The sequence below is a fragment of the Neptuniibacter caesariensis genome, from assembly GCF_000153345.1.
Lineage (GTDB): Bacteria > Pseudomonadota > Gammaproteobacteria > Pseudomonadales > Balneatricaceae > Neptuniibacter > Neptuniibacter caesariensis.
The window spans coordinates 754,316-777,818 of sequence record NZ_CH724125.1 but is presented as its reverse complement, the minus strand read 5'-3'; the positions used below and the strand labels follow the sequence as shown (position 1 = coordinate 777,818).

The window sequence follows — 23,503 nt, the reverse complement described above, 5'->3', positions numbered from 1 at the left end:
TCGTATCTACCAGCGTCCTTTCGGTGGTCAGTCTAAGAATTTCGGTGAAGGTGGTCAGGCTGCACGTACTTGTGCTGCTGCGGACCGTACAGGTCACGCGCTGCTTCATGCTCTGTATCAGGGTAATATGAAAGCGGGTACTACCTTCCTTAACGAGTGGTATGCAGTTGATCTGGTTAAGAATGACGATGGCGCAGTTGTAGGCTGTATCGCTATCTGCATCGAAACAGGTGAAACTGTTTACATCAAGGCTAAAGCAACTGTTCTTGCAACAGGTGGTGCTGGCCGTATCTACTCTTCTACTACCAACGCTCTTATCAATACTGGTGACGGTATGGGTATGTCTCTGCGTGCAGGTGTTCCTGCGCAGGACATGGAGATGTGGCAGTTCCACCCAACCGGTATTGCAGGTGCAGGTGTACTTGTGACCGAAGGTTGTCGTGGTGAGGGTGGTTACCTGATCAATAAAGATGGTGAGCGTTTCATGGAACGTTATGCGCCAAACGCGAAAGACCTTGCAGGTCGTGACGTTGTGGCTCGTTCTATGATTATGGAGATCCTTGAAGGCCGCGGTTGTGGTGAAGATGGCGATCACGTTTACCTGAAAATGGATCACCTGGGTGAGGAAGTACTGCACTCTCGTCTACCAGGTATCTGTGAGCTGTCTAAGACATTTGCTGCGACTGATCCAGTTGTTAAGCCGATTCCAGTTGTTCCGACTTGTCACTATCAGATGGGTGGTGTTGCAACGAATATCGGTGGTCAGGCGATTGCACCTGATAAAGACGGTAACGATACAATCGTTGATGGTCTTTACGCATGTGGTGAAGTTGCTTGTGTATCTGTGCACGGTGCTAACCGCCTGGGCGGTAACTCACTGCTTGACCTTGTTGTATTTGGTCGTGCTGCGGGTATGCAGATTGAGCAGCAGATGCGCGAAGGTTACGAAGTTAAAGACGCGACCGAAGCAAACATTGATGCTGCGATGGCTCGTCTGAATCGTCTGAATAACTCTACAGGCGGTGAGAGTGTTGCTGAAGTTCGTAAAGAACTGCAGAGCACTATGCAGCTTTACTTCGGTGTATTCCGTGACGGTGAAAGCATGCAGAAGGGTCTGGAGCTGCTTAAGGGCATTCGCGAGAAGATCAATAACCTGCATCTGGAAGACAAGAGTCAGGCATTCAATACTGCGCGTATTGAAGCACTTGAGCTTGAAAACCTGTTTGAGGTTGCTGAAGCGACTGCAATTGCTGCGGAAGAGCGTAAAGAATCTCGTGGTGCTCACGCACGTAACGACTTTACTGAGCGTGATGATGAGAACTGGCTGTGCCACTCTGTCTACTTCCCTGCAGATAAGACCATTGGTAAGCGTGCAGTTAACTTTGCACCTAAAACCATGGATCCTTTCCCACCTAAAGTTCGTACTTACTAATTTAAGGAGCTTCTATCATGTTGGTTAGTGTATATCGCTACAATCCTGAAACTGACGATGCTCCTTACATGCAGGATATCCATATCGATATTCCTGGTGGTAAGGACATCATGGTGCTGGATCTGCTTCAGCTTCTAAAGGACAAAGATCCGTCTATGGCGTATCGTCGTTCTTGTCGTGAAGGTGTATGTGGTTCTGATGGTATGAACATGAACGGCCTTAACGGTCTGGCATGTATCACTCCACTGTCTGCTGTAGTTAAAGATGACAAACTGGTTCTGCGTCCGCTGCCAGGTCTACCGGTTATCCGTGACCTTGTAGTTGATATGACTCAGTTCTACAAAGCTTACGAGAAGATCAAGCCGTTCTTGATCAACGATACTCCGCCGCCTGCGATCGAGCGTCTGCAGTCTCCGGAAGATCGTGCTGAGCTGGATGGTCTGTACGAGTGTATTCTTTGTGCGTGCTGTTCTACATCTTGCCCATCTTTCTGGTGGAATCCTGATAAGTTTATCGGTCCATCTGGTTTGTTGCAGGCTTACCGCTTCCTGGCGGATAGCCGTGATACAGCAACTAGTGAGCGTCTGGCTGACTTGGATGACCCGTTCAGTGTCTTCCGTTGCCACGGCATCATGAACTGTGTGAATGTTTGCCCTAAAGGTCTTAACCCAACTAAGGCCATTGGTAAAATTCGCAACATGCTGCTTTCGCAAGCGACTTAAAACAGAAAAGCGGTGCCATTTGGCGCCGCTTTTTTTTGTTTGTCAGAAAAAAATAAAAAAATTGTAAAAAAATTACGTTATTCGCATAAAGACTTATTAAAGCTTTGGCATAAAAGCTTTAAGATAGCACTCCCGAGACAGTTAAGGCTGTTTGATCGGGTTTTGAAGGTAACTCAAAGAGGAGCGATTACTTCGGTTGATCCCGGTGGAATCGATAAAAAGCTCCCAGAGCCAGGGTGATCAAGAATGCAAGAAGGCATCATGGATCTCATGTGGAAGAATGCTCACCTTTATGGTGGCAACCTTTCATACGTTGAAGAACTGTACGAAACATACCTGATGGATCCAAATGCGATTCCTCAGGAGTGGCGAGAAGAATTTGACCGCCTGCCAAAGGTTGGTGAAAGCCTGTCACAGGACGTGCCACATTCCGCTATCAGAGAACATTTTCTCTACCTTTCCAAAAATCAGAAACGCGCTGCCCCTGCGGCTGTAAGCTCAGTTAGTTCCGAGCACGAAAAAAAGCAGGTGCGAGTATTGCGTATGATCAACGCATATCGCGTACGTGGTCATCAGGCTGCAAACATCGATCCACTCGGTTTGATGCAGCGTGAACCTGTACCTGATCTTGATCTGCGTTTTCATGAGCTTTCTGAAGCAGATTATGACACGGTATTCCAATTGGGCTCTCTGTTCTTCGGACCAGAAGAGGCACCACTAAGGGATATCGTTGCAGACCTTAAGAAAACTTACTGTTCTACAGTAGGTGCTGAGTATATGCATATTGTAGATACTCAGGAGAAACGTTGGATTCAGTCCCGTCTTGAACCTGTTCGTTCCCATCCGGAAGCACCGGTTGAGAAAAAGAAAATGGTTCTTGAACGCCTGACTGCAGCGGAAGGTCTGGAAAAATACCTGGGTTCCCGTTATGCCGGTGCGAAACGCTTCGGTCTAGAGGGCGGTGAATCCATGATTGTATCGCTGAATACGTTGATTCAGCGTGCAGGCAAGCAGGGTGCTAAAGAAGTAGTAATCGGCATGGCTCACCGTGGTCGTCTGAATACACTGGTTAATATCTTTGGTAAAAACCCTGCGGATCTTTTTGACGAATTTGAAGGTAAGAAGCTGGTCGATACGTCAGGTGACGTTAAGTACCACCAGGGTTTCTCTTCAAACGTTGAAACCTCTGGTGGTGAAGTTCATATTGCGATGGCGTTCAACCCATCTCACCTTGAAATCGCTGCACCTGTAGTTGAGGGTTCTGTACGTGCACGTCAGGATCGTCGCGAAGATGCTGCAGGTGATTCAGTAGTACCGGTAAATATTCACGGTGACCAGGCATTTTGTGGTCAGGGTGTGGTAATGGAGACATTCCAGATGTCTCAGACCCGTGCTTACAAAACCGGCGGTACCATTCACCTGGTAATTAACAACCAGGTTGGTTTTACCACATCGAAACAGGAAGACTCTCGTTCTACCGAGTATTCCACTGATGTGGCTAAAATGATTCAGGCACCGATCTTCCATGTAAATGGAGATGATCCAGAAGCGGTACGTTTCGTAACGCAGCTGGCTGTTGATTACCGTAACGAATTTAAGAAAGACGTTGTAATCGATCTGTTCTGTTACCGTCGTCGTGGTCATAACGAGGCGGATGAACCGTCTGGTACGCAGCCACTGATGTACGCACAGATCAAGAAGCAGAAAACGACCCGTGATCTTTACGCGCAGCAACTGATTGCCGAAGGTGTAATTACTGCTGAAGAAAGTAAAGAGATGGAGAAAGAGTACCGCAAGCTGCTGGAAAACGGCGAGCATGTGGTTAAGTCTCTGGTTCACGAGCCAAACGCTGAACTATTTGTTGACTGGAAACCTTATCTTGGTCACGAATGGTCTTTCGATTGCCCTGAAACTAAGGTTGATCTGAAGTTACTTCAGGAGCTGGGCGATAAGATCTGTAATGTACCTGAAGGTTTCGCTGTACAGCGTCAGGTGCAAAAAATTATTGATGACCGTAAGCGTATGTCGCACGGTGCTATGGAACTGAACTGGGGTATGGCAGAGTCTTTGGCTTACGCTTCTATCCTGGCAGAAGGGCATCCTGTACGTATTACGGGTCAGGATGTTGGTCGAGGTACGTTCTCACACCGTCACGCGGTTCTTCATGATCAGAAGACTGCAGAGACTTACCTGCCGCTTGATAATTTGTCTGAAGAGCAGCCACGCTTAACCCTGCATGACTCTTTCCTATCCGAGGAAGCGGTACTTGCTTTTGAATATGGTTATGCGACTACGATGCCAAATGCACTGGTTATCTGGGAAGCACAATTTGGTGACTTCGCTAACGGTGCTCAGGTTGTAATCGATCAGTTCATTACATCGGGTGAGCATAAATGGCAGCGTCTGTGTGGCTTGACCATGCTGTTGCCGCACGGCTTTGAAGGTCAGGGGCCTGAGCATTCATCTGCTCGCCTGGAACGTTACCTGCAGCTGTGTGCTGAGCATAATATCCAGGTGTGTACACCAACGACTCCAGCTCAGATTTTCCATCTGTTGCGTCGTCAGGTTGTGCGTCCACTGCGTAAGCCACTTGTGGTTATGTCTCCTAAGAGCTTGCTGCGTCACAAACAGGCAACTTCTACACTTGAAGACCTGGCTGAAGGTTCTTTCCAGCCAGTTATCGGTGAAGTTGATCAGTTGGAGCCTAAGAAGGTTAAGCGACTGGTTCTGTGTGGTGGCAAGGTTTACTACGACCTGTATAACCGTCGTGCTGAACTTGAGAAGGAAGATGTGGCGATTGTTCGTATTGAACAGCTCTACCCATTCCCTGAAGTACAGCTGGCTGAAGCGATCTCTGAATATACCAACCTGGAATCTGTGGTTTGGTGTCAGGAAGAGCCTCTGAACCAGGGTGCGTGGTATTCAATGCAGCATCACATGCGCCATGTTATGCAGAAACATGACAGCAAACTTCATCTGGAAGGCGTTGCCCGTCCAGCGTCTGCAGCTCCTGCGGTAGGTTATATCTCCGTACACGCAGAGCAGCAGGAAAAACTTGTTAACGAAGCAATCAACGGTTGATCAGGCGATTAACCAAAAAACAATTTTTAATCGCCTGACGGTGATAACGATAAAGGAAAAAACATGTCCATCGAAATCAAAGCGCCGACTTTCCCGGAATCTGTAGCAGACGGCACCATTGCAACTTGGCACAAGCAACCTGGCGAAGCTTGCTCTGCCGATGAACTGATTGTTGATATCGAAACTGACAAAGTAGTACTTGAAGTAGTAGCTCCAGAAGATGGTGTTATTGCTGAAGTTCTTAAAGGTGAAGGCGACACAGTTCTAAGTGATGAAGTGATCGCTAAATTTGAAGCGGGTGCTGCAGGTTCTGCTGCTGCACCAGCTGCTGCTGAAGAAGCTGCACCAGCAGGTGATGCTGATAAAGTAGGTCCTGCTGCGCGCAAGCTGATTGAAGAACATGGTCTGGATGCGTCTCAGATTCCAGGTACCGGCAAGAACGGCGGTATCACTAAAGAAGACGTACAGAACTTCATGAAAAATGGTGCACCTGCGGCTGCTCCAGCTGCTGCGCCAGCGCCAGCTGCTGCACCAGCAGCGACTGCTGCGCCAGTTAATGTTCCAGCGGGCGAGCGTGTTGAAAAACGTGTTCCAATGACTCGTCTGCGTGCGACAATCGCTAAGCGTCTGGTTGAAGCGCAGCAGAATGCTGCAATGCTGACAACTTATAACGAAGTTAACATGAAGCCGGTTATGGAACTGCGTAAGCAGTACAAAGACCTGTTCGAGAAGACTCACAACGGTACGCGTCTTGGGTTCATGTCTTTCTTCGTTAAAGCGGCAACTGAAGCACTGAAGAAATTCCCAGCAGTAAACGCATCTATTGATGGTAACGATATGGTTTACCACGGTTATCAGGATATCGGTGTTGCGGTATCTACCGATCGCGGCCTGATGGTACCAGTACTGCGTGATACTGATGCGATGAGCCTGGCTGATGTTGAATCTACGATTGCTGACTTCGGTAAGCGTGGTCGTGAAGGCAAGCTGGGTATGGATGATATGCAGGGCGGTACATTCACTATCACAAATGGTGGTGTTTTCGGTTCTCTGATGTCTACACCGATCCTGAATCCACCTCAGACTGCTATCCTGGGTATGCACAAAATCCAGGAGCGTCCTATGGCTGTAAACGGTCAGGTTGAAATTTTACCAATGATGTACCTGGCTCTGTCATACGATCACCGTATGATTGATGGTAAGGAAGCTGTACAATTCCTGGTGACTATCAAAGATCTTCTGGAAGATCCTGCACGTATGCTCCTGGAAGTCTAAGTCGACCCTCAACAAGAACAGAGTGAAGATAGGATAAAACATGTCTGATAAATTTGACGTTATTGTCATCGGTGCAGGTCCTGGCGGTTACGTAGCAGCTATTCGTGCTGCTCAGCTGGGTCTGAAAACTGCATGTGTTGAAAAGTGGGTAGACGAGAAAGGCGGTGCGGTTCTTGGCGGTACTTGTCTGAACGTGGGTTGTATCCCATCTAAGGCGCTGCTGGAATCTACTCACCAGTTCCACAATGCACAGCATGCAGATGTTCACGGTATCCAGGTTTCTGGTGACGTGACAATGGATGTTAAAGCCATGGTTGCTCGCAAGGATAAAATTGTAGGCAACCTGACTATGGGTGTTGCAGGTCTATTCAAGGCGAACGGTGTTACTCTGCTTCAGGGCATGGGTAAACTGCACGGCGGTAAAAAAGTAGAAGTAACTGCTGCTGATGGTTCTTCTGCTACTTATGAAGCGGAGAATGTGATTCTTGCTTCTGGTTCTGTACCAGTAGAGATTCCGCCAGCGCCTTTGACTGAAGGTTTGATTCTGGATAACGAAGGTGCACTGAATATCGATGAAACGCCTAAGCGTTTGGGTGTTATCGGTGCGGGTGTTATCGGTCTTGAGATGGGTTCTGTATGGGCACGTCTGGGAACTGAAGTTACTGTTCTTGAAGCTATGGACGACTTCCTGGCTGCAGCTGATAAAGATGTAGCTAAAGAAGCGGCTAAGCTGTTTAAGAAACAGAACCTTGATATCAAGCTGGGTGCGCGTTGCACAGGCACTGAAGTTATCGGTGGCAAAGAAGTTAAGGTTAAATACACTGACGCCAATGGCGATCAGGAGATCGTTGTAGATAAGTTGATCGTTGCGGTAGGCCGTAAGCCTCAGACGCAAGGTCTGCTAGCAGACGATTCTGGTGTGAACCTTGATGAGCGTGGTTTCATTTTTGTTAATGAACAGTGCCAAACTGGTGTACCGGGCGTATACGCGATTGGTGACTCTGTACGTGGTCCTATGCTGGCGCATAAGGCTTCTGAAGAAGGCATCATGGTTGCGGATATCATTGCAGGCCACCATGCACAGATGAACTACGATGTTATTCCTAACATCATCTACACTCACCCTGAACTGGCGTGGGTTGGTAAAACTGAGCAGGAACTCAAAGCTGAAGGCGCTAAAATTAAAGTGGGTAAATTCCCATTTGCAGCTAACGGCCGAGCTATGGCAGCTAACGAGACTGATGGTTTCGTTAAGATGATCGCCTGTGAAGAAACAGATCGCGTTTTGGGCGTTCATATCGTAAGCGGTATCGCTTCCGAGCTGATCGGTCAGGCGGCAATTGCTATGGAATTCTGCTCAAGTGCAGAAGACCTGCAGATGACTGTATTTGCTCACCCAACAGTGAGTGAAGCAATTCATGAAGCTGCACTAGCAGTTGACGGTCACGCCATTCACATGGCGAACCGTAAAAAGCGTAAGTAATTACGTTTTTTGAAAAGTATTCGGCTGGCTACTTTCGGGTAGCTGGCCGTTTTAGCAAAACTTGTTGTTGAACCCAACAGGGCTGTTACAGGAACGTTGTAGATTCCTGATACAGATAAATCATTAGTGACAACACAACGGATTAGAGCATGAACCTTCACGAGTACCAGGGTAAACAACTGTTTGCCGAATATGGTCTGCCGGTATCCAAAGGATACGCTGTAGATACTCCGGAAGCAGCAGCAGAAGCTGCTGAGAAAATTGGCGGTGACAAGTGGGTTGTTAAAACTCAGGTGCACGCAGGCGGCCGTGGTAAGGCTGGCGGTGTAAAGCTGGTTGATTCTCCTGCTGAAGCACAAGAGTTCGCAGCTAACTGGCTGGGTAAGAACCTTGTTACTTATCAGACTGACGCTAACGGTCAGCCTGTTTCTAAAATTCTGGTTGAAGACTGCACAGATATTGCGAATGAGCTATACCTGGGTGCGGTTGTTGACCGTTCTTCTCGTCGTATCGTTTTCATGGCATCTACTGAAGGTGGTGTGGAAATCGAGAAAGTTGCAGAAGAAACGCCAGAAAAAATCCTTAAAGCAACTGTTGATCCACTGACTGGCGCTCAGCCATATCAGGGTCGTGAGCTGGCATTCAAGCTGGGTCTTGAAGGCGATCAGATCAAGCAGTTTGTTAAGATCTTCCTGGGTCTTGCACAGATGTTCCAGGAAAAAGATCTGGCACTACTAGAGATTAACCCTCTGGTAATCACTGAAGAAGGTAACCTGCACTGCCTGGACGCTAAAGTAGCGATCGATGGCAACGCTGTTTACCGTCACAAAGACCTTCAGGCAATGGAAGATCCATCTCAGGAAGACGAGCGTGAAGCGCGTGCAGCTGAGTGGGATCTTAACTACGTTGCTCTGGATGGCAGCATCGGCTGTATGGTTAACGGTGCAGGTCTGGCAATGGGTACGATGGATATCGTATCTCTGCACGGTGGTTTCCCTGCAAACTTCCTGGACGTTGGTGGCGGCGCGACTAAAGAGCGTGTTACTGAAGCGTTCAAGATCATCCTTGAAGATGACAAAGTTAAAGCAGTACTGGTTAACATCTTTGGCGGTATCGTACGTTGCGACCTGATTGCTGAAGGTATCATCGGTGCAGTTAAAGAGGTAGGCGTAGAAGTACCTGTAGTTGTACGTCTGGAAGGTAACAACGCAGAGCTGGGTTCTCAGCTTCTGTCTGAGTCTGGTCTGGATATCATTGCGGCTACCAGCCTGACTGATGCTGCTGTACAGGCAGTTAAAGCAGCGGAGGGTAAATAATGTCCGTTTTGATTAATAAAGACACCAAAGTAATCTGTCAGGGTTTTACTGGTGGTCAGGGTACCTTCCACTCTGAACAGGCTATCGCTTACGGCACTAAAATGGTTGGTGGTGTAACGCCAGGTAAAGGTGGTACAACTCACCTGGGGCTGCCTGTATTTAATACAGTTGCAGAAGCTGTTGCTGAAACGGGTGCAGAAGCATCTGTAATCTACGTTCCAGCACCTTTCTGTAAGGATTCTATCCTGGAAGCAGCTAACGCTGGTATCAAGCTGATCGTTTGTATCACTGAGCACATTCCAGTTATGGATATGCTTGAGTGTAAAGTTCGTTGTGACGAGCTGGGCGTTCGCCTGATCGGTCCAAACTGCCCGGGTGTTATCACTCCAGGCGAATGTAAGATCGGTATCATGCCAGGTCACATCCACCTGCCAGGTAAAGTAGGTATCGTTTCCCGTTCTGGTACGCTGACTTATGAAGCAGTTAAGCAGACTACAGACGCTGGTTTCGGTCAGTCTACTTGCGTAGGTATCGGTGGTGACCCGATCCCAGGTTCTAACTTCATCGACATTCTGGAAATGTTCCAGAACGATCCACAGACTGAAGCGATCGTTATGATCGGTGAGATCGGTGGTTCTGCTGAAGAAGAAGCAGCTGAATTCATCAAAGCGAACGTAACTAAACCTGTTGTTTCTTACATTGCTGGTGTTACTGCACCTGCTGGTAAGCGTATGGGTCATGCGGGCGCGATCATCTCTGGCGGTAAAGGTACTGCTGATGAGAAATTTGCAGCTCTGGAAGATGCAGGCGTTAAGACTGTTCGTTCCCTGGCTCAGATTGGTGATGCACTGAAAGAAGTAACTGGCTGGTAAGCCATTTAGTTCTGTTAAAAAAGGCAGCCTTGGCTGCCTTTTTTTGTGCCCGGACGGTGTTGGCTTTGTTGAATTTTACAGCGGTAAATGTGAAGGTTAACGCTATTGGTTTGTTGCTGGTGACGAAATGAAGAAGTTGATAATAATTGGTGTAGTAGCTGTGGTGGGTCTTGGTGTGGTCGGGGGAGCTGGTTTTTTGGGCTATAAAATGCACTCAGAACTGGCACGTTATAAAGCCTTGGGCAGTTATGCTTCTATGCAGAAGTTTAGCCGGGAGAATTTCGATCTGAACAAACAGAATAAAGCTGTTATGGCGCAGATGGATGAAATTCAGCGTGAGTTGATTATTTATAGAAAGAATTTTTTTCTGGAAGCTGAAAAGCGTTCAGCGAGAAAGATTGCAACCTCTGTTGCTGCCTTCCAGCAGCTTTCAGGCCCATACGTATTAACGGCAGCAGCTACCCAGGAGCAGCTCGAGCTTTGTCAGGATACCCAGGCATTGATGCAGCTTGAGATAAAGCTCTTCCAAACGAATGATCCTGAGGCGATGGCCAGGCAAGAAAAAGTATGTGGCACTTACATTGCCCAAAAGCTAATTCCTCTGTTTAAGTATCAGATGTTAAGAAATCGCGTTAATTTGTCAGGGTCTATGGGGCACCTGAAGGCTGATGCGGAGCGTAAGTTTGATAATGCTCGCCAGTTACTAAAGAAATGGGAAATACCGGTTGAACGTGAGCTTGAATCCTATACGCGTTTTGATCGTTAGTGTTCTTCTTGGTAGCTCACCTAAGGCTGCCTAGTTTATATCTGCACGCTCGGCTTAAATATCCTTGCTACAATTAATTAACCTTAAATAGTGTATGGTGGTTCGCTATAATCACCCTTTTTTTGTTATGGTTAATTTCCTTATCTTGTGGTTTTGGAGCGATTAGATTTGAGTGGTAAAGATTTACACGAAGTAAATGATCTGATCGATCGAATGCCGGGTACTTTCTATCGGCGCTCTATGGTGGGCGATCGCGCGCTCTTGTTAATTACTCATGGTTGTGAACATATCACAGGTTACACAACGCAAGATTGGTTAACAGGCCAGGTTACCTTCAAGGATATCATCTGCCCCGAATTTTATTCTCACTATAAAAAGGTAGTTGATGAATCTTTGCGTTTGGCGAGACCTTACAGTGTTGAATACCAGATCATTAAACAAGATGGCATGCGTTTATGGGTGTGGGAGCAGGGCCATGGGGTTTTCAGTGCAGATAAACTCGAAACAATTGAAGGCTACATAACAGATATTGATGCCCAGAAGCACCGAGAGGTTGGCCTGGAAAGGCAGCTGGAATCGAAACAGCAACTTCTTGAAGAGTACAAGGGGGCTGTAGATAGAAGTGCCATCGTTTCCAAAACGGATGCCAGGGGTGTAATCACTTATGTGAATGAGCAGTTCTGCTCTGTTTCAGGTTTTCAGCCAGCGGAGCTTATTGGTGCAACGCATTCAATAGTCAGGCACCCTGACACTCCTGATATCATATTTAAGGAGCTGTGGAGTACAATTCAGTCTGGCAAAGCCTGGATAGGGACGCTACGAAATCGCTCTAAATCCGGTGACGACTACTATGTAAGATCGGCGATTTCTCCCATAACTGATGCTAATGGTGAAATTGTTGAATTTATATCGGTGCGATTTGATGTAACTGAGTTGGTGAAAAAAGATCAAACAATTCGTCGGCAAACCACCGATCAGTTAACAGGTTTAGCGAACAGGCAGGGGCTTCTTGAAACCCTATCTCAGAACTTATCAGGCTATTTAATCATCATTAATATTAATGATTTTAAGCTGGTGAATGAGTATTTTGGCTTTGAGGTAGGTGACCAATTATTATGCGATTTAGCCGGTCTTTTACAGCGAATTGCTGAGCAGTATGCATTAAAATTATTCCGATTGTCGGGTGACGAGTTCGCTTTCTTCACTAACGAAGCTACCAGAGACCTTTCTTTTGATAGGATCTGCGATCTCATTGTAGAAATGGTTGCGACAAATAACCTTAAAGTGCTCGAGACAGAATTTGCTTTAGCGGTAACAGCTGGGGCTTCTAGTGGTGCTTGCCCGGAATTGTTGTTGCACGCAGATATCGCGCTTCACAGTGCAAAAGCGCAAAACCATTCAGTCGAAATCTATGACACCTATTCTCCCCTTAAACGACAAATTGATAACAACATAACCTGGCTTAAGCGGATACGGGAGGCTATTGCGGATGATCGTATTGAGGTGTTTGCTCAGCCAATTGTTGATGCTTCTGATGTTGAGTCTGTACGTTATGAATGTCTTATGCGTTTACGAGAGGATGAAACATTTTGTTCGCCTTATCTGTTTCTGCAGGCTGCGAAAAACGGGCGTTTATACGGTGATCTGACTCGGATTATGGTGGAAAAGGCCTGTCGGTTCTTTAGCGATCGTTGCGAAGCCTTTTCCCTGAATATTACGGCTAGCGATATTCTTAACCCGGTCACTGCTAATCACATTCTTGAATCGATCAAACGATATGCTGTGGGTGATCGGCTTATTTTTGAGTTGGTTGAGTCCGAGGCGATAGAAAATTCCGAACTGGTCATTGATTTTCTCGATAGAGTTAAGGTGCTGGGTTGTCAGCTGGCGATTGATGACTTTGGTACGGGGTATTCGAACTTTGAGTACCTTCTAAAACTGGATATTGATTACATTAAGATCGATGGTTCCTTAATCCGCTACATCGATCGTGATGAAAATGCACGGATTGTTGCCGCAACGGTGGTGGATTTTGCGCGTCGACTCAATGTTAAGACCGTTGCCGAGTACGTCCATAGCGCTGATGTCGAAAAAGCGGCACGTGAAATAGGCGTCGACTACCTGCAAGGTTTTCTCTTGGGTGAGCCAGTCCCACTTTCTAAACTATAAGGCTTTTTAGTAAATTCCCTTCCTTGGTCTGTTTCTTGCTCTTTAATCCGTATGGATATGAGTGAACAAGCTGCTGCCTAGTATGGAAACGGTAGCAGCTACAAATAGTGCAGCGTCCCGCAGGCAACGGATCAAGCTTACCTTGACGGTCGCTATATGCGCTTTTTTGGTGCTTGATTGCACTATTTTGGGGCTTAATTTTTATATTACGAGATTGGTTGAGCAGGATGCACTTGCGATCAACATTTCAGGCCGGCAACGTATGCTTTCCCAGCGTATGGCTAAGTCTTTGCTGCATATAGCGGTTGATCAGTCATATTCTGAACAAGGCTCGTTAGAGTTAAATGCTGTATACCCTCTCTTTATAGCAACATTAAGTGCTATTAAGGAGGGAGGGGAGGTGACTGATGGAGAAGGTAATTTAAAGCCTTTTTCTGCTATTCATGACGCTAAGGTCAGGCAATATATCATTGAAACTGAGGCAGTCATGAAATTGGTTTCGCCGGTGATCGAGAATTATTTGAACCGCCCTAACCCAGATTCACTTTCAGAGGCTATTGATAAGCTTAATCAGCATAACCTGACATTACTGTCGTTAATGAACAAGCTTACTTATAGGATTGAGCAGCTTTCTCAAGAAAAAACGTCATCACTGAGGTGGATACAGAGTCTGGCGTTTGCTTTGGCGCTGCTTAACTTTCTTCTGATTGTTCGTTTGTTTCATCAGCGCTCCATTCGTGCTGAATTTCAGGTTAAGAATTTTTTAAATCTTGTCGATGGTGCAGCTACGAGTCTGATCGTCCTGAATCATAAACGCAGAATCATACTTGCCAATAAGATGAGCCGTGATTTCTTCGGTTATTCTGAAAGGCGCTTCAGGTCTATTAGTGAATCTGAGCTGTTCAGTAAAACTGGAGCGGATCTTTGTGCTGTTACTCGCTCTGGCGAAATGATTTCTGTCGAAGTGAAGGAGCGTCAATATGACCTTGATGATCGGGTTTATACGATTTTGACCATCAACGATATCAGCCACTTTACTAAAGCGCAGTCGATCCTGGCTCACCAGGCAAATCATGACCCCTTAACCGGTTTAGTGAATAGAAGGGCGGTTCATGACCGGCTTGAGTTAGAGCTTTTAAGAGCCAAGCGTTTCAGTACAATGCTAGGGGTTCTTTTTATTGATTTAGATCGCTTTAAACCGGTAAATGATTCTCTTGGCCATGCGGTTGGGGATGAGGTCTTAGGGCTTTGTGCTCAACGGCTTAAGGGTGTTGTTAGAAGTAGTGATACCGTTGCGCGCTATGGGGGTGATGAGTTTGTTGTGTTGTTGCCTGATATTGATAAAGATTCCATGGCCTTGGTTGTTAAGCAGATGGTTGAAGCAATTTCAGAAAGCTACCATGTGGGTGGCGATCAGATAGATTTAGGATGTAGTATTGGTCAGGCTCTGTATCCGGAAGATGGAAATAATGCGATCAGCTTATTAGAAGTGTCCGATAAGAGAATGTATGAGTACAAGCGTTCTCTGGTAGGCAAGTAGTACCAATTGTTTTTTAATTTTGTTGAGTAGTTAGTTATGAATGTTAAAGCTTTCCCCTATTACCAGCCTATTGTCGAGACAGCCACAGGTAGGATTGCGGGATATGAAGCTCTGGCAAGGATGAAAAATAAAGCGGGTGAGGTTGTTTCTGCAGGGGCGATTTTTGCCGATAAAACGATACCAGTGATGGACCGTATTGAATTAGACAGGATGGTCCGTCAGCAGGCCCTTGAGAAGATAGCATCGCTTCCGGAAGATACGTATATCAGTATCAATATATCACCCGAATGGCTGCAATATCTTGAATCGTTTGATCGTATTCCAACATTAGAGATGATTAAAAATCTGGGTGTTGATCCGACACGGTTGATTATCGAAATTACCGAGTTGGATGGTGATCTGGCGGTGATTCAAAAACTGGTATCTAAATATCGTGATGAAGGGTTCAAAATTGCTATTGATGATTTTGGTACCGGTTTTTCCCAATTAGACCGTATTGCGCTACTAAAGCCAGATATCATCAAGTTAGATATGTCGCTTTTGCGTAATGGCGCTCAAAATAGTCGTGGCTCCTCAATGGTACAGATGCTTGGAGATCTGGCGTCGCGTTTAGGTAGTAAAGTGTTATGTGAAGGGGTAGAAACAGAAGAAGAGTACCACCTTGCGCTTAGTTGTAACGCGGTTTATGTTCAGGGCTATCTGTTTGCTAAAGCAGAAGCTGAGTTATCTGAACCTGACAGTACGGAGACGCAGGTTAGAAATCTGCTTAGCCATTACCGGGATATGGCGATCAACGCGACTTCAAGAAGTCATTGGCGAGCAGAAAAGATCAAATCAGAGTTGCTGTCGTTAAGAGAGGTTTTAAAGGCTGCACAGAGTGATGAGGATCTTGAGCACTTTGTTGCCGCTGATCATCTAATGCGCTTCTATATTTGTGATCGTTTGGGGAATCAGATTTCACCCAACTTTGAGAACTCTGCTGATGGCTGGAAGCTTGAAGAAAAACATCGCGGTTATAATTGGAGCTGGCGTCCTTACTTCTTCGAGTTGATAGGTTCTTCGGATACAAATAATCGTTTAGTTTTCTCGGTGCCTTATCAGGATATTCATACCGGTAAGCGTGCGCAAACGGCGGTATTGTTTATCGATGAAAATCGAATTCTGCTGGCAGACCTATTGGATGATCATAGTGAAGATGATCTGTTTACCGGCTTTAGTGCCATGCCGGCCAGCTGGATACCTGATCTTGACTGATAATCTGTGAATGAGGTTATTGCTCCAGAGATTTGAGGAGGAGGGTATACTCTTTGCCCTTCTTCTCGATCTGATACAACTTGATGATCTGATAATTTAATTCCGGCGCAAACCAGATGTATGTCTGTCTGTCGCTACCTTCTTTGCGGACACGCTTAACGCGTATGGCTTCAAATGTACCAATGGGGGCTTTGATCTGTTCGTTACCATCGACTTTAAAGAGATACTCTTTTAAGTGGCCTCCATCAGCTACTGAGTAATTGAATTCGGTCTTGCCGAGCGCAATCTCCTGTTGCAGTAGTAGCTGATAGCTAATTTTGTCTTGCACGCCCGCCTTAATATCCATCTGCCAGGGTTTATTCTCAACCTGATTAGTAACGCTCAGCTTACTCCAGTCAAATTCTACTTCTGCATGGCGCTTTTTTCCGAGCACACTTCGTTTGAAGGTGTACTTTATAGGCTGCAGATCTTTGGCCGACCAGTCAAACAGACTAGATTCATAGATGCTGGCGAACATAGCACTGGCTTTGGATTCGAAAAGCCAGTTTTTATCTTCGTTTTGCTGAAGGCTGCGGATGGTTTTTCCGCTAAGAGATATGCTGCCATCCCAATCGATCTCGTAGGTGGCAGTAAATGGTTTAAGTAGTTCTGTGTCTTGTGCAGAAAAGGCGTGAGGAGATGCCCAGATCATTGTCGCGCAAAGCGAAATACCCAATGCTTTGGTGCATAATCCGGACATCGTGATTTCCTCTTACTTTTCTTGTTGGTATCCCTGACTGGGAAGCTGCTTCCCATCAAGTTCCACACCGTCTTTAGTCCATTTCAGTCGGTCTGCACAGAACCACTCTACTGCAAGTGGGTAGATCTGGTGTTCTACTTTGTGGACCTTTTGCTGCAAGCTCTCTGCATTATCATCCCCATCTATGCTTACTTTACCCTGAACAGCTAATGGTCCTCCATCTAACTCTTCAGTAACAAAGTGGACAGTGCAGCCATGCTCCGAATCACCAGCTTCAATTGCGCGCTGATGAGTGTGCAGGCCTTTGTATTTGGGCAATAGTGAAGGGTGAATGTTAAACATTCTTCCCTGGTAGTGCCTTACAAACTCTGCTGACAATATGCGCATGAATCCTGCGAGAACGATGAGGTCAGGCTTATGTTGGTCGATTTTCTCGATCATCGCCTGATCAAAGCTTTCTCGGCTCTCGAAATCAGTATGTTTAAGTATCAGAGCAGGAATGCCGGCTTTAGTTGCCCGCTCAAGGCCAAAAGCTTCCGCTTTGTTGCTTAAAACGGCTTCGATGCGGCCATTAATCTGGCCCGCATCGATTGCATCCATGACAGCTTGAAGATTGGAACCACTTCCTGAAATCAGGACAACGATTCGTTTGGTCATGTAGCGATTACGCCTCCAGGCCGTTCAATTCAACCTGTTCTTCGCCTTGAGCAGCTTCAGCAATTGAGCCAATAACCCAAGCTTCTTCGCCAGCATCTTTTAGGATTTGAAGCGCTTCTTCCTGTTTCTCAGCAGGCACACAAATAATCATGCCGACACCGCAGTTGAAAGTACGGTACATCTCTGTCGCTTCAACATTGCCTTGTTGTTGCAGCCAGTTGAATACGGCAGGCATCTTCCAGGACTGAGTGTCGATAACCGCTTTAGCACTGTCAGGAAGTACACGTGGAATGTTTTCAAGCAAGCCGCCACCTGTAATATGAGACAGTGCATTGACTTGCGATTCTTTGATTAGCTTCAACAGAGATTTAACGTAGATGCGGGTAGGGGCCATCAATGCGTCAGACAGTGGCTGTCCATCAAGGTCTTCATTGAGCTCAGCACCGCGTACTTCGATAATTTTACGAATCAGTGAGTAGCCGTTAGAGTGAGGGCCGGAAGAAGCCAGGCCAATCAATGTATCGCCAACTTTGACGTTGCTGCCATCGATGATCTCATCTTCTTCAACTACACCCGTACAGAATCCTGCAAGGTCATAATCTTCGCCTTCGTACATACCAGGCATTTCAGCAGTTTCACCGCCAACCAGCGCTGCGCCTGAAAGTTCACAACCTTTACCGATACCTGTAACGACATCAGCAGCAGTATCACATTAAGTTTACCTGTCGCGTAGTAGTCCAGGAAGAACAGTGGTTCAGCACGTGCAACAACTAGGTCATTTACACACATTGCTACCAGATCGATACCAATTGTGTCGTGCTTGCCCAGGTCCATTGCCAAACGTAGTTTGGTACCAACGCCATCTGTACCTGATACCAGTACTGGCTTGCGGTATCCTTCAGGGATGCGGCAAAGTGCGCCAAAACCACCAAGGCCACCCATCACTTCAGGGCGGGCAGTGCTTTTAGCAACCCCTTTAATACGATCAACCAGGGCATTACCAGCGTCGATATCAACGCCTGCATCTTTGTAGCTCAGAGAGCTGTTTTCAGAACCATTAGACATGGAGTAGTAAACCTTTCATGTACAAGGAAAGAGGGAAGAAAAATATTGCGCGTATTCTACCGTTTCTGGCGAGTGAATACACTCATCTCGGCCATGAATATGAAATATTTATATGGGATGGTACAGTAGCGGATTCGAATTTGGACAGGTGTGGGTAATAGAATGGACTTTATCAGGGGCTCGGTAGTTGTTTTTTGGCTCTTATTCTCCTCATGGGTTAGTGCTGGGACAGTATCAGGAATTTACAGTACACAACTTGTGGTAGGAGAGCCTGCAACTGAACCAAGCCCTGTACAGATTGAAACCGGGCTTCGCCAGGTGCTTATTAAAGTTTCCGGGAATAGCGCAATTTCCTCTAATCCTGTTATACAGGGTCAGTTACCCAACGCAGTCAATCTGCTTCAACAGTTCAGTTTTAAAGACACCGAGCAAGGTTCTTCTATCATTCTTCAGCTTGATTATGCTCAGTCCCTTGTCGATGCCCTGGTTTCTCAAACGGGAATGAAACCATTAGGAATTCAGCGACCAACCGTACTTTTCTGGTTAGCGACTGATCTTCAAAAAGAGCAAGACTATGTTATGCCTGAAGATAAGGTCGTCAATACATTGCGAGATGTTGCAGCTACACGTGCGCTGCCAGTTCAGTTCCCGTTACTGGATTTGACAGATCAGTCAAGTTTACCTGTTGCGGATCTATGGGGGTTGTTTGAGGAGTCTATAGAATCTGCTTCGCTCCGCTATCGACCTGATGCTGTTGTAGCTGCGCGTCTGAGTTATCGGGATTCGGGGCAGGTTCAATTGGAGTGGCTTTTCAACTCAGTTCACGGAAGCAAACGACTATCTGGATTGGGAAGTGATGAACAGGTAATTAAAGAGATGGTAAATGCTATTGCTGATCAGCTGTTTAAGCCTGTTGCGAGCCATAAATTAAGTCACTTCCAGACTGGGGTAGAAGTGCATTTCAGCAATATATCAAGTCTGGCTGATTACGTTCAGTTGGCCGGGTTTTTAAAGTCTTTGCCCGTCGTTAATAGTGCTAATACAGAACGAGTACAGGGTGACTTATTGGTTATGCGTCTAGAACTGGATAGTTCAGAGGAGCAGATGCTTCAGGCAATCTCTGTCGAACCGAGGCTAACACTGCAAAATCGGGATATTGATAATCAGGGTAGAACTGTATTTTCCTACCGTTGGCAGAATTAAAACGCGATTACTTGAATTAGGGATAATGTTATGACGGAATCTCAGCGTTGGTTCTTTTTGATTTTCGCTTTGGTGATGGCTGGCTTGGTTTATCTCCTGGCGCCGATTCTTTCCCCTTTTTTAGTGGGGGCGCTGCTGGCCTATCTGTCTGATCCGATAGCCGATCGTCTTGAAGCAGCGGGTTTATCACGAACAACCTCAGTCATCATTGTCTTTATTGCAATGACCGCAATTGTCGTCATGATGTTTCTGCTGTTTATTCCGAAGCTAGGTATGCAGATCCAATTACTGCTGGAGCGCATTCCTCAAGCGATCAGCTTATTTGAAAATCAGGTATTGCCTTGGTTGATGTCGACATTCAGCCTGGAGGCAAGCGCTTTTGAGTTTTCCAATTTGAAATCGATCCTTATCGGTGATCTGCAAAAAACCAGCGATATCATGGCCCAGTTGCTAGGTGGTTTAACTCGCTCAAGCATGGCTATTGTCGCTTGGGTGGCGAATCTGGTACTAATTCCTGTGGTGACTTTCTATCTACTGCGTGATTGGGATGTCATGATGGATAAGGTTAAGCGCCTATTGCCGCGCAATATTGAGCCAAAAGTTTCACTATGGGCCCGTGAATGTGATGAGGTCCTGGGGGCCTTTATGAAGGGGCAGTTGCTGGTGATGGTCGCGCTTGGCGTTGTTTACGCTGTAGGATTATGGATTGTAGGACTTGATCTGGCGCTATTGGTTGGTATGATCGCGGGTCTTGCCAGCATAGTTCCCTATATGGGGTTTATTATTGGTATTGTGGTTGCCGGAGTGGCGGCCTTTATGCAGTTTCAGGACCCTATCGTTTTAGGTTATGTAGGTGCAGTGTTTATTGTTGGCCAAATGCTTGAGGGAATGTTACTAACCCCGTTACTGGTTGGCGATCGCATTGGTTTGCACCCTGTTGCTGTGATTTTTGCTATTATGGCTGGCGGCCAGTTATTTGGCTTCGTAGGGGTGCTACTAGCACTTCCAGTAGCCGCAGTAATCATGGTGCTGTTAAGGCATCTGCATGAAGGGTATAAAAGTAGTTCCCTTTATGCATCAGAACATAAGAATGACACAGAACAATCCGAACCCGTAGTTAATGACAACTAATCATCCATTTCAGATCCCATTATCAGTCAGCTTGCGTGATGATGCTCGCTTTGAGAACTTTTACGCTCAAGGTAATGAGTTAGTCTGTGCAACCTTAAAGGCAGCGGCGCAAGGTACAGGCGAACAGTTTACCTTTATCTGGGGTAATGAAGGGGTCGGTTGTACTCATCTTTTGCAGGCTATATGTCATGAGGCCGAGCCCTTAGGCCGAAGTGCTGCATATTTGCCACTTGATGAGCTTAAACATATGGGTAGTGGCATTCTTGAAGGGATGGAGTTTCTTGATCTGGTATGCCTGGATGCCGTTCAATCCGTCGCAGGTGATCGTGATTGGGAAGTGGCGCTGTTTCACTTCTTTAACCGTATCAGGGAGCAGGGCAACACGTTGGTCATTGCATCAACATCAGCCCCGCGTTATCTGGGTATCAGTCTTCCAGATCTGGCGTCTCGCCTAAGCTGGGGAATGGTATTTCAGGTTCAGCCTTTGAGTGATGACACAAAATTGAAGGCAATCCAGATGAGAGCCAGTGCGCGCGGTCTTGAGTTTTCTGATGAAGTGGCGCGTTTTCTGTTACACCATGCTAGCCGTAATATGAATGATTTAACCTCTTTGTTAGATACGCTCGATCAAGCCTCCTTGAGCGCCAAACGGAAGGTAACTATCCCGTTTATTAAGGAAGTTACAGGCCTTTAGCCTTTTTTATCTTATTCGTCTAAGTCTTCACATATCTGTCATCATCTTTTGCATGCGCGTAATGCAAAATACAGGTTCTGTATTTATGTACTCTGTATTCTGTAGGAGGTTGTATGGCCAGCAAGCATCTGACTGAAAAACTCAAGTCAAAGCTGGAAAAGGAAGACATTAAGGTTAAAGAGAACAATGTTCGTTTCACGGTTACCCATCTAAATCATAAAGGTAAAGTTCTCGGTCGGGAGTGGTATAAAGGATTTATTGCGGTTTCAAATAAACGTCTTATTCTGGCTTCGGAAGGCGTAAAATTTCTAAACATCAAGAAAAGTGATGAGCGCTTTACCGCGGTTAGGTTTGAAGAAGGCAATGTTGCCTGTCTTGAGGCGCGTTTGGCAAAAGAACCTGAAACGGAGCGTAGTCTGGTTTTTCATATTTATACCAGCAAAGTAGATAAGCTTTTAAAGAATATCGAAGCACTCTAAGCCTTAGGGTGCCTACAAGGGGCAGGTGAGCACCTTTGCCCCTTGAATTATCCTTTCTTCTCCCTCATGATTCCGCTTTTTGCGGGATATTCCGTGTACCAGATCCTAACTCAAACAGCTGATTTTATTATCATCAACAAGTCCCCTGGCATTAGTGTGCATAAAGATCAGGGTGATGAAGGGTTGACGATGTTGCTTCAGAGGCAACTGGAGTTGGATGAGATCTTTCTAATCCATCGGCTGGATAAAGTGACATCGGGTGTAATGGTGTTTGCAAAAAATCGTGAGACTGCGGCAGATCTTTCGATGCAATTTCAAAATCGTGAAGTTGAGAAGTTTTATCTTGCTGTCTCCGCAAATAAGCCGAAGCGCAAGCAGGGCTTGGTCTGCGGTGATATGGAAAAATCACGTCGCGGCAGTTGGAAATTGCTTCGTAGCAAGATTAACCCAGCAATGACGCAATTTGTAAGTGTGGCAATGAAGCCGGGATTTCGCCTCTTTTTGCTAAAGCCGTCTACAGGGAAAACCCATCAGATCCGTGTGGCATTGAAAAGTGAGGGTGCTCCGATTTTAGGTGATAATATGTACGGTGGTGAAGAAGCTGACCGCACTTATCTGCATGCTTACCAACTTGCTTTCACATTAAATGAAGAAAGATACATTTTTAGAGCACTTCCTACTGATGGTGTTCATTTCGATCATCAGTTCAGTACTCTGGTCGAATCATCTTTCTCCCAGCCGGAAATGGAAAACTGGCCTAAATTACCAAGCGTTAAATGTTAATAGTTAAGCAAGGCAACTGGATATGAGTGATAACGAACGTATCGATCGTGATTTTAACCTTCGAGATGATGAAGAGAAGAAGGCCTTTCTGGAACAGACCTGGTGCGACCAGTGTCAGGAAGTCAATCTGGGAATGGTTGAGCCGGAAGAATATGAACTAAATGACATTATCTTTATTGAAGGCAAATGTGCGAAGTGCGGACACATCATTCTCACTGAGATTACCGACGACGAGTTCTAAAGCGCTGGAGTACTGCATTGAGTTCCTCTTTTGAAAATAGATTTGGTGGTACGCGCAGGCTTTATGGCAATGATGCTGTGGACCGTTTTCGTGAATCAAACATTTGTGTGATCGGAATCGGTGGGGTTGGTTCCTGGGTCGCGGAGGCGCTGGCACGTACTGCGATAGGTAAAATCACTCTAATAGACCTGGATGATATCTGTATCACTAATACCAATCGTCAGATTCATGCTGTCGATGGTAATGTGGGGCGCCCCAAAACAGAGGCCATGGCAGAAAGGATAAAGCTGATTAATCCTGAGTGCGAAGTTATACAGATTGAAGACTTTATTACGCGCGAGAATATCCCTGAGCTGATCACAGGTGAATTCGATTACGTTATTGATGCTATTGATAGTGTTAAAGAGAAAGCGGCGTTGATTGCGCACTGCTGCTATCGCAAGATTCCAATCATTACGATTGGCGGGGCTGGCGGTCAAACGGATCCAACCAAAATCGATATTTGTGATTTAGCCAAAACCAATCATGATCCGTTGGCAGCAAAGTGCGTTCCTTTTTGCGAAGCATTATCGCTTTAGCAAAGTGGCAGCGTTTTGCGGTC

20 protein-coding genes and 1 pseudogene are annotated in these 23,503 nt (G+C 46.2%); 18 read left to right on the top strand and 3 right to left on the bottom strand.

Annotated features, from left to right (window positions below; translation table 11 throughout):
- From sdhA to MED92_RS03760, 11 genes are all read left to right on the top strand, one after another.
- Nucleotides 1-1,432, top strand: a 1,432-nt coding sequence (sdhA, locus tag MED92_RS03815; RefSeq protein WP_007020170.1) for a succinate dehydrogenase flavoprotein subunit, incomplete at its 5' end; no start/stop codon positions are given.
- 17 nt (nt 1,433-1,449) lie between these two features.
- Complete coding sequence (locus MED92_RS03810) at nt 1,450-2,154, top strand: succinate dehydrogenase iron-sulfur subunit (RefSeq protein ID WP_007020169.1); 705 nt, start codon at nt 1,450-1,452, stop codon at nt 2,152-2,154.
- 246 nt (nt 2,155-2,400) lie between these two features.
- Complete coding sequence (locus MED92_RS03800; protein WP_007020168.1) at nt 2,401-5,235, top strand: 2-oxoglutarate dehydrogenase E1 component; 2,835 nt, start codon at nt 2,401-2,403, stop codon at nt 5,233-5,235.
- A gap of 63 nt (nt 5,236-5,298) precedes the next feature.
- Entirely contained in the window at nt 5,299-6,510 is a 1,212-nt protein-coding gene (gene odhB, locus MED92_RS03795; RefSeq protein ID WP_007020167.1) for a 2-oxoglutarate dehydrogenase complex dihydrolipoyllysine-residue succinyltransferase, read from the top strand.
- 40 nt (nt 6,511-6,550) lie between these two features.
- On the top strand, nt 6,551-7,993 hold the full coding sequence (gene lpdA, locus MED92_RS03790; RefSeq protein ID WP_007020166.1) for a dihydrolipoyl dehydrogenase: 1,443 nt from the start codon (nt 6,551-6,553) through the stop codon (nt 7,991-7,993).
- A 149-nt stretch (nt 7,994-8,142) separates the two neighbouring features.
- The gene (gene sucC, locus MED92_RS03785) at nt 8,143-9,309 is read left to right on the top strand and encodes an ADP-forming succinate--CoA ligase subunit beta (protein WP_007020165.1); all 1,167 of its coding nucleotides are present in this window, start codon (nt 8,143-8,145) and stop codon (nt 9,307-9,309) included.
- Nucleotides 9,309-10,181, top strand: a complete 873-nt coding sequence (sucD, locus tag MED92_RS03780; protein ID WP_007020164.1) for a succinate--CoA ligase subunit alpha — start codon at nt 9,309-9,311, stop codon at nt 10,179-10,181. Before sucC ends, sucD begins: the two co-directional genes overlap by 1 nt.
- A 127-nt stretch (nt 10,182-10,308) precedes the next feature.
- On the top strand, nt 10,309-10,947 hold the full coding sequence (locus MED92_RS03775; RefSeq protein ID WP_007020163.1) for a hypothetical protein: 639 nt from the start codon (nt 10,309-10,311) through the stop codon (nt 10,945-10,947).
- A gap of 168 nt (nt 10,948-11,115) precedes the next feature.
- Nucleotides 11,116-13,116 (top strand): GGDEF domain-containing phosphodiesterase, encoded by a 2,001-nt coding sequence (locus MED92_RS03770; RefSeq protein ID WP_007020162.1) that lies wholly within the window; start codon nt 11,116-11,118, stop codon nt 13,114-13,116.
- Nucleotides 13,117-13,177: 61 nt separating this feature from the next.
- Nucleotides 13,178-14,656 carry a diguanylate cyclase domain-containing protein gene (locus MED92_RS18390; RefSeq protein WP_050764115.1) on the top strand — a complete coding sequence of 493 codons (1,479 nt, stop codon included), beginning with the start codon at nt 13,178-13,180 and terminating at the stop codon, nt 14,654-14,656.
- Between the two features lie 36 nt (nt 14,657-14,692).
- Nucleotides 14,693-15,910 (top strand): EAL domain-containing protein, encoded by a 1,218-nt coding sequence (locus MED92_RS03760; protein WP_007020160.1) that lies wholly within the window; start codon nt 14,693-14,695, stop codon nt 15,908-15,910.
- A 16-nt stretch (nt 15,911-15,926) separates the two neighbouring features.
- Here MED92_RS03760 and MED92_RS03755 read toward each other — a convergent pair whose 3' ends face one another.
- The 3 genes and pseudogenes from MED92_RS03755 to purM all read right to left on the bottom strand — a co-directional run bounded on the left by MED92_RS03755 (nt 15,927) and on the right by purM (nt 18,371).
- A complete protein-coding gene (locus MED92_RS03755) occupies nt 15,927-16,649 on the bottom strand; it encodes a DUF3108 domain-containing protein (RefSeq protein WP_007020159.1) in 723 nt (240 codons plus the stop codon).
- Nucleotides 16,650-16,661: 12 nt separating this feature from the next.
- Nucleotides 16,662-17,306: a phosphoribosylglycinamide formyltransferase gene (purN, locus tag MED92_RS03750; protein ID WP_007020158.1), complete on the bottom strand. Its 645-nt coding sequence runs from the start codon at nt 17,304-17,306 to the stop codon at nt 16,662-16,664.
- A 7-nt stretch (nt 17,307-17,313) separates the two neighbouring features.
- A pseudogene (purM, locus tag MED92_RS03745) lies at nt 17,314-18,371 on the bottom strand (phosphoribosylformylglycinamidine cyclo-ligase).
- A gap of 162 nt (nt 18,372-18,533) precedes the next feature.
- Here purM and MED92_RS03740 point away from each other — a divergent pair.
- The 7 genes from MED92_RS03740 to MED92_RS03710 all read left to right on the top strand — a co-directional run bounded on the left by MED92_RS03740 (nt 18,534) and on the right by MED92_RS03710 (nt 23,480).
- Nucleotides 18,534-19,574: a DUF2066 domain-containing protein gene (locus MED92_RS03740; RefSeq protein WP_007020155.1), complete on the top strand. Its 1,041-nt coding sequence runs from the start codon at nt 18,534-18,536 to the stop codon at nt 19,572-19,574.
- A gap of 30 nt (nt 19,575-19,604) precedes the next feature.
- Nucleotides 19,605-20,705, top strand: a complete 1,101-nt coding sequence (locus MED92_RS03735) for an AI-2E family transporter (protein WP_007020154.1) — start codon at nt 19,605-19,607, stop codon at nt 20,703-20,705.
- Nucleotides 20,695-21,399, top strand: coding sequence for a DnaA regulatory inactivator Hda (gene hda, locus MED92_RS03730; protein WP_007020153.1), 705 nt, complete (start codon nt 20,695-20,697; stop codon nt 21,397-21,399). The genes MED92_RS03735 and hda overlap by 11 nt, the downstream gene beginning before the upstream one ends.
- A 113-nt stretch (nt 21,400-21,512) precedes the next feature.
- Nucleotides 21,513-21,878 (top strand): hypothetical protein, encoded by a 366-nt coding sequence (locus MED92_RS03725; protein ID WP_007020152.1) that lies wholly within the window; start codon nt 21,513-21,515, stop codon nt 21,876-21,878.
- A 42-nt stretch (nt 21,879-21,920) separates the two neighbouring features.
- Entirely contained in the window at nt 21,921-22,661 is a 741-nt protein-coding gene (locus tag MED92_RS03720; protein WP_202899527.1) for a TIGR01621 family pseudouridine synthase, read from the top strand.
- Nucleotides 22,662-22,683: 22 nt separating this feature from the next.
- Nucleotides 22,684-22,902 (top strand): hypothetical protein, encoded by a 219-nt coding sequence (locus tag MED92_RS03715; RefSeq protein ID WP_007020150.1) that lies wholly within the window; start codon nt 22,684-22,686, stop codon nt 22,900-22,902.
- 17 nt (nt 22,903-22,919) lie between these two features.
- A complete protein-coding gene (locus MED92_RS03710) occupies nt 22,920-23,480 on the top strand; it encodes a tRNA threonylcarbamoyladenosine dehydratase (RefSeq protein ID WP_007020149.1) in 561 nt (186 codons plus the stop codon).
- The last annotated feature ends 23 nt before the right edge of the window (nt 23,481-23,503 follow it).